This window comes from Spiroplasma endosymbiont of Phycita roborella (genome assembly GCF_964031195.1).
Lineage (GTDB): Bacteria > Bacillota_I > Bacilli_A > Mycoplasmatales > VBWQ01 > Spiroplasma_E > Spiroplasma_E ixodetis_A.
The window spans coordinates 83885-95881 of record NZ_CAXIQJ010000004.1 but is presented as its reverse complement, the minus strand read 5'-3'; the positions used below and the strand labels follow the sequence as shown (position 1 = coordinate 95881).

General features: G+C 27.7%; 10 protein-coding genes. 9 read left to right on the top strand and 1 reads right to left on the bottom strand.

All coding sequences use genetic code 4. The features are described 5' to 3' along the window. Nucleotides 1–9 precede the first annotated feature (9 nt). The 4 genes from AAHM95_RS02605 to AAHM95_RS02590 all read left to right on the top strand — a co-directional run bounded on the left by AAHM95_RS02605 (nt 10) and on the right by AAHM95_RS02590 (nt 5983). On the top strand, nt 10–1728 hold the full coding sequence (locus AAHM95_RS02605; RefSeq protein ID WP_342274017.1) for a hypothetical protein: 1719 nt from the start codon (nt 10–12) through the stop codon (nt 1726–1728). A 3-nt stretch (nt 1729–1731) separates the two neighbouring features. Then, entirely contained in the window at nt 1732–2853 is a 1122-nt protein-coding gene (locus AAHM95_RS02600) for a hypothetical protein (protein WP_342274016.1), read from the top strand. 144 nt (nt 2854–2997) lie between these two features. Then, nucleotides 2998–4115 (top strand): IS3 family transposase gene (locus AAHM95_RS02595; protein WP_338975281.1). Its coding sequence is split into 2 segments (ribosomal slippage): nt 2998–3268 and nt 3268–4115, totalling 1119 coding nucleotides; the frame shifts between segments, so codons are not numbered across the junction. 248 nt (nt 4116–4363) lie between these two features. Then, entirely contained in the window at nt 4364–5983 is a 1620-nt protein-coding gene (locus AAHM95_RS02590) for an MATE family efflux transporter (RefSeq protein WP_342274015.1), read from the top strand. 150 nt (nt 5984–6133) lie between these two features. On the opposite strand, the gene AAHM95_RS02585 is transcribed toward AAHM95_RS02590, so the two are convergent. Beyond that, nucleotides 6134–6415, bottom strand: a complete 282-nt coding sequence (locus tag AAHM95_RS02585) for an HU family DNA-binding protein (protein WP_174481356.1) — start codon at nt 6413–6415, stop codon at nt 6134–6136. A gap of 254 nt (nt 6416–6669) precedes the next feature. Between AAHM95_RS02585 and AAHM95_RS02580 the strand changes: the two genes are divergently transcribed. The 5 genes from AAHM95_RS02580 to tuf all read left to right on the top strand — a co-directional run bounded on the left by AAHM95_RS02580 (nt 6670) and on the right by tuf (nt 11877). After that, nucleotides 6670–7308: a hypothetical protein gene (locus AAHM95_RS02580; protein ID WP_338978351.1), complete on the top strand. Its 639-nt coding sequence runs from the start codon at nt 6670–6672 to the stop codon at nt 7306–7308. Nucleotides 7309–7497: 189 nt separating this feature from the next. Continuing rightward, nucleotides 7498–7917: a 30S ribosomal protein S12 gene (gene rpsL / locus AAHM95_RS02575; protein ID WP_252320120.1), complete on the top strand. Its 420-nt coding sequence runs from the start codon at nt 7498–7500 to the stop codon at nt 7915–7917. Nucleotides 7918–7931: 14 nt separating this feature from the next. Next, nucleotides 7932–8399 (top strand): 30S ribosomal protein S7, encoded by a 468-nt coding sequence (gene rpsG / locus AAHM95_RS02570; protein ID WP_342274014.1) that lies wholly within the window; start codon nt 7932–7934, stop codon nt 8397–8399. A 15-nt stretch (nt 8400–8414) separates the two neighbouring features. Then, nucleotides 8415–10517, top strand: coding sequence for an elongation factor G (gene fusA, locus AAHM95_RS02565; protein ID WP_342274013.1), 2103 nt, complete (start codon nt 8415–8417; stop codon nt 10515–10517). Nucleotides 10518–10620: 103 nt separating this feature from the next. Next, a complete protein-coding gene (tuf, locus tag AAHM95_RS02560; protein WP_338961656.1) occupies nt 10621–11877 on the top strand; it encodes an elongation factor Tu in 1257 nt (418 codons plus the stop codon). The last annotated feature ends 120 nt before the right edge of the window (nt 11878–11997 follow it).

Genomic DNA, 11997 nt, shown 5'->3' with positions numbered 1-11997 from the left:
ATTAATATTATGCCAATCGGTACAACTAGTACAGCAATACTTTTAAACATAAATAAACCAAAACATACTAGAACAAGTAACCAACAAGAAAACAAAAGTTTTTGATGAGAAATTTTAGAAATGATTGGTGTACAAGTTATAGCAGTAGCACTTGCTCCTTTTACTGGTGGATTAAGTGAAAGTGTAGCCCTTGGATTAGGTGCAAGTGATTTAATTGCTAGTATTAGTGCTGTTGGTGTAGAATTTTTAACTGATTTTACTATTAATCAAGTTTATGATTATTTAAAAGGAAATGTAACACCATTAAATACTTTTTTTAATATATTACCAGCATTTGCTGGAATTAATAAAATTAGTCGTGGTTATCGTACAACTAAATTTATTAAGTTAGCACAAAAAACTAAAACATTAGAACAAGTTGGTATTAAAGAAGCAAAAAACTTACAAGAAATTATTAGTCAAGTAAGTGGAAAAGAAATTTTAACAGATAAAATTATTGGTAATAAACGTTATTTAATGAAGTATAGTTTTACTCCTAATCGTGAAACAGTATTACGAGATTTAGGATATGTTGCTAAAAGACAATATAAGAATAATTTTCAAAAACTAGAAACAGAAAAATTAATGGAACACTTATTATTACAAAATACATTAATAAAATTAAGTCCACAATTAACTCCTAAATTTAAAATTAAAGATATTGAAAAAGCAAATAACTTTTTAAAAAAATTTAATACTGATTTAAAAGAAGTATTAAAAATGAATCAACATGATTGATTAAATTTAGTTCATACAATACATACAGAAAATAGATATGGAAAAACTTTAATTTTAGATTTACAAAAAATTCGTGCTAATGCTATTAAATTTAATTTTAAAAATAATGTTATTCATCAACTTGTTTTAAAAGCAAATCAAACTTTTAAATATTTTGATATTAGATTTTATTTAAAAAAAGGTTTAAATAAATTTTGAAAAGATACACCATATTTTGAAAAAATACGAGAAAGTATATATAAATTACAAGAAAAATTTGAAAAGTTAGAAAAACAAGTATTTGAAAAAATTCAGAAATTAAAAGAAAAAGCAACTGATTTATTTACTAGTGCAGAAAAAAGAGCAATTAAACACGCACAATTAATTCCATTAAATTCACCAGTATTTATGGGTTATAAAATTCAACCTTTGTCATTAGATAAATGTGCAATTACTATTTATCATCGCAATCCTAAATATAAACCAATTACAGTTGTTGATAGTATTCTTAAAGCAAAAACTTTTGTTACTCAAATACATCCATTCCATTGATATCGTTGATATAGTGGTTGATACATTGGTTATGGAGTTAATCAAAATAAATGATTAAAAGCAATAGCATTTGCTCCACCAGTGGTGCAACAAGTAATTAGAGATAGTTTTAAAGTATATAGAGAAATATTTAGAACTATTAGAACTTATCATAAAGTAGTAAATGTTATTAATAATCCTATTGAAAATATTAACAAATCATTTAAAAATGTTGGTTTAAAATTTAGTGTTAATACTTTATTTAGTACTGGATTATTACATCATTTAGAAAAGTTTGCATATAGTCAAGTTGTAACAAAAAGTAAGAAAAAAATAAAAAAAGGTAAAAATAAAATACAAAAAGAAATTGAACATATAACACATAAAAAAACAAAAAAACATACTCATCATTATAAACAAGCATTTTTTAAGGAATGATAAATTATGATTAATAAACTTTGAACTGATGTCAGTCTTGAAAATTATAATAACTGATATCCATTAACTGGAAAAATTACAGAAACTCCACAACAATATATACAAACATGACCAAATATTAATGATTGATTTATAACTTTTGCTATTCGCGCGCAAAATGATATTAATGCTTATCTTGATTTTATTTTATCTAAATTTCCTTTTGATAGTTTTAAAGATGAATTAATTAAAGAAACATTAAGAGATATGGTTTATGTTATGGTTGAACATTGAGTATTTAATCGTACACCAATTGAATTTAATGTTGATGCTACTATTCAATTTAATAATGGTAATCAATTTAGTGCAAATAGTACTCCTACAATTAATGTTTGAGATTTAGCACCTAGTAGAATGAAAATATGAGCAAGATTAACAGAATTAAAACAAATATTTTCAAGTTATAATAATGATGAAATAGATGTTGAAAAAATTGGCTTAAAAGCATTTTATACTAGAAATCAAGTTGATGAATTAATTAAAGAACAAAAAGAATTTACATTATTAAAACAAATTAAATTATATGATGATTTAGTTGATGATAATGAAAATGAAATATATAGAGGTCCTGTTAGTAAATTTGTTAATAAAGGTTATGTTGCAACTGGTTATGATAAAGAAACTGAAACAATGATTTTAGATTGACCAGATGAAATTGGAACATTACCACCAGAAGCATTACAAAATAATCCGCAAATTGGTGATTTTACTCATGCACCAACTTGTGATTTTTCTGCTAAACAACAAAAACGAATTACTACTAATGAAAATGAAATTACCAAATTAAATAGTGAATTAACTAAAACAAATGAAAACATTGATGATATCAAAAATAATTGATTTAATATTGAAACTAGTCCTTTATGAAAAAAAGTTGAAAATAATAATATAGAAATGTTGAAATGATATTTTATTAAAATCAGTTATCAATATTCAACAGAAAATAACTTTATGAAATTTTATAAAATAATTAAAATTTATTTAAATAATATTTTTCATGAATTTGAATTGTTAAATGTTGATTCCATGACTTATAAAGAACAAATACAAAATGGATGGGTTACACTTTATTGGACACTAATTACATAGACAAGTGAACAAATTAGTTAAAAGAAAGGAATTATAATTATGGTCACTATTAACTCATATTCAGATGATGGATGGGTTACACTTTATTGGACACTAATTACATAGACAAGTGAACAAATTAGTTAAAAGAAAGGAATTATAATTATGGTCACTATTAACTCATATTCAGATGAATTTAAAAAACAAATAGTAGCTTTATATCAAAGTGGCAAATCAGTATCTTGCCTTGTTAAAGAATACAATGTTACAAGAGCAGCTACTTACAATTGAATTAAGCAATTTACTAATTCAGGTAGTTTTAAAACTAAAGATAATCTTTCAGATTTAGAAAAACAATTAATTCAAGCAAATAAAGAATTAAAACAGTTACGAATGGAAATTGATATTTTAAAGCAAGCAGCACTAATAATAGGCAGAAAGTAGAGATTATTGCAAATAATAAATCTAAATATAAAATTCGCACAATGTGTCATTTTTTAAAACTCTCTAAATCAACATATTATTTTAATTTAAAGAAAAAAAATAAAATTCAAAATAATATTTATGAACAAGCTGTTATTAGTGCTTTTAAAGAAAATAAAGAAGTTTATGGTACTAGAAGATTAAAAGTCATACTAGCAAACCAAGAAATTTATTTATCACGCAGAAAAATTAAAGAAATTATGAATAAGCATAATTTAATATCAAAATACACTAAATTATCATTCAAAAATTATCATAATAAAGTCAATGATAGTCAAATAACCAATCTTGTTAATAGAAACTTTAATAATAGAATTAAAAATGAAGTTATTGTTAGTGATTTAACTTATGTTCAAGTTAATGGTAAATGAAACTATATTTGCCTATTAATCGACCTATTTAACCGCGAAATTATTGGACATAGTGTTGGAGTTAAAAAAGATGCATCATTAGTATATCAAGCATTTATGCAATCAAATCACTGTTTAAAAGATATTGAAATATTTCATACTGATCGCGGTAATGAATTCAATAATAAAACTATTGATAAACTTTTATTAGCTTTCAACATAACTCGATCTTTAAGCAAAAAAGGATGTCCTTATGACAATGCTGTTGCTGAAGCAACTTTTAAAACTTTCAAAATTGAATTTATTAATGATAAAAATTTTACATCATTAATCCAATTAAAATTAGAATTATTTGATTACATCAATTGATATAACAACATAAGAATTCACAGTACTCTAAACTACCTAACTCCAATTAGTTATCAAAAACAAATGTCTACCAAAAAATAGTCCTAAAAAGGGTTGCCATTCCATTTTAAATAAAAATAAATTAAAGAGATTATTTTTAAATATTTATTTATTATTAGGTTATAATGTAATTATATTTTTTATAAAAATTTATATTTTAATTTTTTTCTTCTAACATTTTTTAAAATACTAAACATGTTTTTTATTTGTGATAGCAATAGATATTTTAGTTATGAGCTTTTATAAAATATAATATTAATTAGATTAATTTTGTTAGAAAGGATAATATTATGGAAAAAGAAAATCTTGCTAAAGTTACTTTCAATAAACGAACAGAAAGAAATTCAATAAACAAGTTGAAAAGACAAGCTATTTTTAGCACGGCAAATCCATGAAAAGCAATCTTTATTATGCTCACACCACCTTTAATTGCTGTAATTATTTTTTCTACTTATCAAATTTTTGATAAATGAATTGCTACACAATGAGGTGGACAAAGTATTATTGATCGTTATAATAATTATCAAAATTCAGGAATAATGATAACTGCTGAACAAGCATTAAAAATTATTAATATTGCTACTACTTATGCTGCTGTTCCTTCTTCAATGATGGTTTCCTTTGCTTTAATGGTTGCTACTGGAACAGGTATTAAGTTTTCAATTGCATATGGTCAAAATAAACGAGAACAAATGTCAGAATATTTAGGAAATGGGTTTCTATTATCTTTTTTAGTTTCTATTGTTTTTATGATCATTATGTATTTTAGTTGTCAGGGTATTATTGAATTTCAAGCTGGAAGTGATGCTGGAAGTAATCCAGTAATTAGGGAAATAATAATTAAAGAAGCAGTTAGATTTTCACAAATTTTAATTCTTGCTACACCATTACTTTTTTTTGCTTATTTTTTAGTTTCATTGTTACGTAGTGAAGGAATGATGTTATGAACAATTTTAATTAATGTTGCAGCTTGTTTAGTAAATATATCTTTAGATTTTATTTTTGTTATTCCTGGTAAATTAGGAATGGAAGGCACTGCATATGCAACTATTATTGCTTGAGCAAGCATTAATTTATTTTCAATAGGTATTATTTGATATAGTGCCGATAATTTAAGATTTAAAGTAGCACACTTAAAACTTAAATGAGTAATAGTAACGGGCATTTTATTAATTGGTGCAACTTCTTTATTACAAAATATTGCCCAAAGTATTTTGGCAATGGTTACTACTAAAATTTTAAATACATTGCCACCTCCAGACTATCATGGTGGAGGAAGTACTGGTATTCCGGTTTTTGTTCAATTATATGGTGGTATTATGCCTTGGTTAATTTTAATTAATGCACCTATTATTGGAATTACGCAGGGAGCAAGAGCATTAATTGGCTATGTTTATGGTTCAAAGGACTTTAGTCGTGTTTGACAATTGATGTGACGTTTAACTTTATTACTTTTATTGTTGCTAATTGCTTCAGTATTATTAGTAGTAATAGCGGGGCAATATATGATGCATTTCTTTGGCGTAGATTTAGAAATGGCAAGATTCTTTAAAGTTTATATTATTATGCAGTTTGCTTTTTATCCATTAGCTACACTACATTATGTTGCTGTTATTTTCTATCAATCAATTAATCGTGGTAAATTGTCATTATTTGCTAGTTTACAACGAACAATTATAATACCAATTATTTGTTTAGGTTTAGGATATTATGTTGCACATGTTTCTCATAATGGTTTTTATTTTTATTTATTTCTTGGCTTTATTGATTTATTTGCTGCTTTTATATTATTACCATTATTAATTTATACATTTTGAAAATCTAAACCATTTATTCATACAACTAAAGATAAAAAAACGCAAATATCTAATTTATCAGAAAAAAAAGTACTTAATAAAAATATATCTTAATATTAATATATGAAGAAAATAAAAAATACTCATTTAAAACAGAGTATTTTTTTTAATTATTTAAGATTAAAAAAGGTTGTTAATTTTACAAATTAAAAGGAATGAATATACAATCTATATTTGATTGAAGTCATTCCTAAAATAAAATATTTATTTACCTTCATTAACTCTCTTTTTTAATGCTTTACAAGAATTAAATTTAACTACTCGCTTTCTAGGAATAGCCATCGGTTCTGAATTTTGTGGATTTACTCCCGGTCGAGCTTTGCGGTATTTAATAGTAAAAGTTCCAAAGTTACGTAGTGTTACTTTTTCTCCTTTAATTAAAGCAGTAGCAATTTTATCTAAGATAAATTCTAACACTTCTTTGTATTCTTTTTCTGATAATTCTAATTTTTTTTGTACAGCTCGTGCTATCTGACTTTTTTGCATAAAATTTTCAACCCTTTCTTCACCAATTACCATAAGTATGCTATAAAAACATGCCTTAAATGATACTTATTATTATATAACATTTTTTTAAAAAACCTTATTTAATGAAAATTAAAGACTAGTAAAAAAATAAGATTTGAATATATAAATTTATATGTTAATTAATAAGTACAAGGGAAAAAATCTTTACATTCATTTTCTTGTATGTTAAAATTCAAAAAATAAGTAAATAACTATTTCGGAGGTACTAAGATATGCAAATGAAAAATTTATTAAGACTTATGGGTGCATTAGCCCTAACAACAGTAGCTACTACTTCAGTTGTAGCTTGTGGTGATCAAACTGTAGTTAATTTAGATACAGTATTAAAAAAGAAAGAATTAGGTCCAATTTCAGTTGTTGATATTACTAAACCAACTGAGAAAGAACTTAAAGAAGCTATTAAAGCAGTTCCAGAAAATAAAAACATTGATTTAAATGGTATTACAGTTAAAGTTAATACTCCTGAAAAAGAGGGAGATCCAATTACTAGTGCAGTAGTTACTCCTGATGGTAAAATTTATAATGGTGATTCAATAACTATTACATTTACATTAGCACATAAAAAGACAGATGTTGAAGTTACAACTGATATTAAAGCAGCTTTAGAAAAAGGTGTTGATGGTAAATCATTAAATGATTCACAAAAACAAAGTGATGCTAAAGATATTATTACAGCAGCAATTAAAAAAGTTACTGATGAAGATAAAGCTAGTGAAGCAACATTTACTTTTGATAAAGAAGATACAGATTTAACTGTAGGAGATAATACAGTTAATATTAAAGTTACACTTGGGCAATCAAAAGATGTTGCAGTTGCTGTTAAATTAACTGGTGTAACAGCACACGAATAAGAAATATAATATTTTATTATAATTAAAATGACACAATTTAAATTGTGTCATTTTTTTCTAATTATTTTTCAAAATTTATTTGACTATTACTATTAAAAACTGGTATTATACTTATTGGACTAAATTTTGATACACTAGGAATTGTGTATATAATTAATTCTTTAAAATCATAAAGGAGGCTAACGATTAATGCCAACAATGAACCAACTATTACGTAAAGGACGTACAGATAAAAAATACAAATCTAAATCACCAGCGTTAAATGTTTCATATAATTCATTAACAAAAACAACTTCTTCAATTAGCAGTCCGCAAAAAAAAGGTGTAGCGCTTGTAGTTACTACAAGAACACCAAAAAAACCTAACTCAGCTTTAAGAAAAATTGTTCGTGCTCGTTTAACTAACGGTATGGAAGTTACTGCTTATATTTCTGGAGAAGGTCATAATTTGCAAGAACATGCTATTGTTGGAATCCGTGGTGGAAGAGTTAAAGACTTACCTGGAGTTAGATACCATGTTATTCGTGGGTATTCTGATACTGCCGGAGTAGTAAATCGTAATCAAGGTCGTTCTAAATACGGAACTAAAAAACCAAAAGATAAGAAATAAGGAGGTAAAACTAAATGCGTAAAAATCAAGCTATTAAAAGAGAATTAGTTGCTGATCCAATTTATGATTCAAAAATTGTTACTCAATTAATTAACGCCATTATGATTGATGGTAAAAAAAGTGTAGCTCAAAAAATTGTTTATAATTCTTTTAAAATTGTTGGAAAAAAAACCCAACAAGTACCATTAGAAGTATTTGAAAAGGCAATTGCTAATATTACACCACAATTAGAAATTAAAACTCGAAGAATTGGTGGTGCAAACTATCAAGTTCCTATTGAAGTTAGTGCTACTCGTAAGATAACTTTAGCAATTCGTTGATTAGTTTCTTATTCACAAGCAAGATATGGTAATAGTATGCAAGATAAACTTGCAGCTGAGATTATGGATGCTGCTACTGGTAATGGTTCATCAATTAAAAAACGTGATGAAATTCATCGTATGGCTGAAGCTAATAAAGCCTTTGCTCACTATAAATGATAATAAAGGAGAGAGAAAATGGCAGAAAAATCAGATCGAGAATATTCACTAGCAAATACTAGAAATATTGGAATTATGGCTCATATTGATGCTGGTAAAACTACAACAACAGAAAGAGTTTTATATCATACTGGTAAAATTCATAAAATTGGTGAGGTACATGAAGGTGCCGCAACTATGGACTGAATGGAACAAGAACAAGAACGTGGTATTACTATTACTTCAGCTGCAACAACTGCTGTTTGAAGAAATAATCGAATAAATATTATTGATACTCCGGGTCACGTTGATTTTACTGTTGAAGTTGAACGCTCATTAAGAGTTTTAGACGGAGCAGTTGCTGTATTAGACGCGCAAACTGGAGTTGAACCACAAACCGAAACTGTTTGAAATCAAGCAACTAGGTATAATGTACCAAGAATTGTTTTTGCAAATAAAATGGATAAAATTGGGGCTGACTTTGCTCATTCAATTCAAACATTAAAAGATCGTCTTGGTGCTAATGCTCATGCAATTCAATGACCAATTGGTGCAGAAGATGCTTTTGATGGAATTATTGATATAATTGAGATGAAAGCATACCATTTTGATGGTAAACCAAATGAGGATTATAAAGAAATTGCAATTCCTGAAGAACTTAAAGATGTTATTGCAAGTAGACGTGAGGAATTATTAGAAGCACTTTCTCACTTTGATGATGATTTCTTTATGAAATATGCTGAAAGAGAAGTAACTGTTGCTGAAATTAAGACAGTAATTCGTAAAGCAACAATTGCTGCTGAGTTTTTCCCAGTATTATGTGGTAGTGCCTTTAAAAATAAAGGTGTTAAATTAATGTTAGATGCAGTTATTGATTACTTGCCTTCACCATTAGATGTACCTGCAATTAAAGGAATATTACTTGTTTCATCAAAAGAAGTAGAACGTCATTCTAGTGATGAAGAACCTTTCTCAGCGTTAGCATTTAAGATCATGACTGACCCTTTTGTTGGAAGATTAACTTTTTTTAGAGTATATTCGGGAACATTAGAATCTGGTAGTTATGTATTAAACTCAACTAAAGAAAAAAAAGAGCGTGTTGGTCGAATTTTACAAATGCATGCCAATAGTCGTGCCGAAATTAAAAAGGTTTATGCTGGTGACATTGCTGCTATTGTTGGTTTAAAAGATACAACTACTGGTGATACATTATGTGATGAAAAACATGAAGTTATTTTAGAAAAAATGGTATTTCCAGAACCAGTTATTTCATTAGCGCTTGAACCTAAAACAAAAGCTGATCAAGAAAAAATGAGTTTAGGTTTACAAAAACTTGCAGAAGAAGATCCAACATTCCGTGTTTCATCAGACAAAGAAACAGGACAGACAATTATTTCAGGAATGGGAGAACTGCATTTAGACATCTTAACTGATCGTTTAAAACGTGAATTTAAAGTAGCAACTAACATTGGAAATCCACAAGTTGCTTATCGTGAAACAATTAAAGCAGTTTGTGAACGCGCTGAGGGTAAATATATTCATCAATCAGGTGGTCGCGGCCAATATGGACATGTTATTATTAAATTTGAACCAAATCCAGATAAAGGATTCGAGTTTGTTGATAAAATTGTTGGTGGTAAAGTGCCACGTGAATACATTAAACCAGTACAAGAAGGATTAATTGAATCATTAGCTAATGGTTTAATTGCAGGATATCCAGTTATTGACGTTAAAGCAACATTATATGATGGTTCATTCCACCCTGTTGACTCTTCAGAACGTGCCTTTAATATTGCAGCTTCTAAATCTTTACAAGATAATAAAGATTTATTAAAACCAGTATTATTAGAACCAATTATGAATGTTGAAGTTATTATTCCAGATGAATATTATGGTTCTATTGTTGGTAAAATTTCTGGTAAAAGAGGTACTATCGAAGCAGATGAAATGCGTGGTAATAGTAAAGTTGTTAAAGCTAAAGTGCCTTTATCTGAAATGTTTGGTTATGCTACTGAATTACGTTCAATGACGCAAGGACGCGGAACATATACAATGTCTTTTTCACACTATGAAGAAGCACCAAAATCAGTTGCTGAAGCAGTTGCTGGTAAATATCAAAAAGGAAGAATTACTAAAAAATAAAATAATTTAATTGAAAGTATAATAACTTTACTTTAAAATTATCTTAGTGTTTAATTTAATTAAATAAAAATAAGTATTAATTATTTCCAAGGAGGAAACAAAAATGGCAGAAAAAGAAGTAAAAAAATCAAAGCCTGTATCAACAGGCCCAAAACAAAAATTTGAACGTACAAAACCGCACGTTAATGTTGGAACAATTGGTCACGTTGATCACGGAAAAACAACATTAACTGCTGCAATTACTAGTTATTGTTCAAAACATGAAGCAGATGGATATAAAGGTATGTTTAAGGACTATGCTTCTATCGATGCTGCTCCAGAAGAAAAAGCACGTGGTATTACTATTAATACAGCTCACGTTGAATATGAAACACCAACTCGTCACTATGCACACGTTGACTGTCCAGGTCACGCTGACTACATTAAAAATATGATTACAGGTGCAGCTCAAATGGATGGTTCAGTGTTAGTTGTTTCTGCAACTGATGGTCCAATGCCACAAACACGTGAACACATTCTATTGGCACGTCAAGTTGGAGTTAAAAAAATTGTTGTATTCTTAAATAAGTGTGATATGGAAAGTGTAGACGATGACGTATTAGAACTTGTTGAAATGGAAATTCGTGAATTACTAACTAAGTATGAATTTGAAGGTGATGATACACCAATTATTCGTGGTTCTGCAAGAGGAGCATTAGATGGTAAAAAAGAATGAGAAGCAAAAATTAAAGAATTATTAACAGCAATGGATGAATGAATCCCAACACCAAAAAGAGAAGTTGATAAACCAGTATTATTAGCTGTTGAAGATGTTTTCACTATTACTGGACGTGGAACAGTAGCTACTGGAAGAATTGAACGTGGAACTTTAAAAGTTAATGATGAAATTGATATTATTGGTATTAACAAAGGTCTTAAAAAAGTTGTTGTTACTGGTATTGAAATGTTCAGAAAATTATTAGATGAAGCACAAGCTGGTGATAACGTTGGAGTATTATTACGTGGAGTTAAACGTGAAGATATTCAACGTGGACAAGTTATTGCTAAACCAGGATCAGTTACTCCACATACTAAATTTAAAGGTGAAGTTTATATTCTAACTAAAGAAGAAGGTGGACGTCATACTTCATTTAATCCGGGATATCGACCACAATTTTATTTCCGTACAACTGATGTTACAGGAAGTATGGGAAACTTTATTAATAAAGGTGAAAAATCGGAATTAATTATGCCAGGTGATAACGTTACTATTACTGTTGAATTAATTCACCCAGTTGCTCTTGAGAAAGGTACTCAATTCTCAATCCGTGAAGGCGGAAGAACTGTTGGAGCCGGACAAGTTACTGAGGTTATTGAATAATCACATTAAATCAAAAATCTTTATTCTCAAAAGAGAATAAAGATTTTTGATTAAAAATATTGGGAGCGTACCGATGTTGTCAATAATATTCAAATTTGTCTTTAAATTATAAGATTAGAC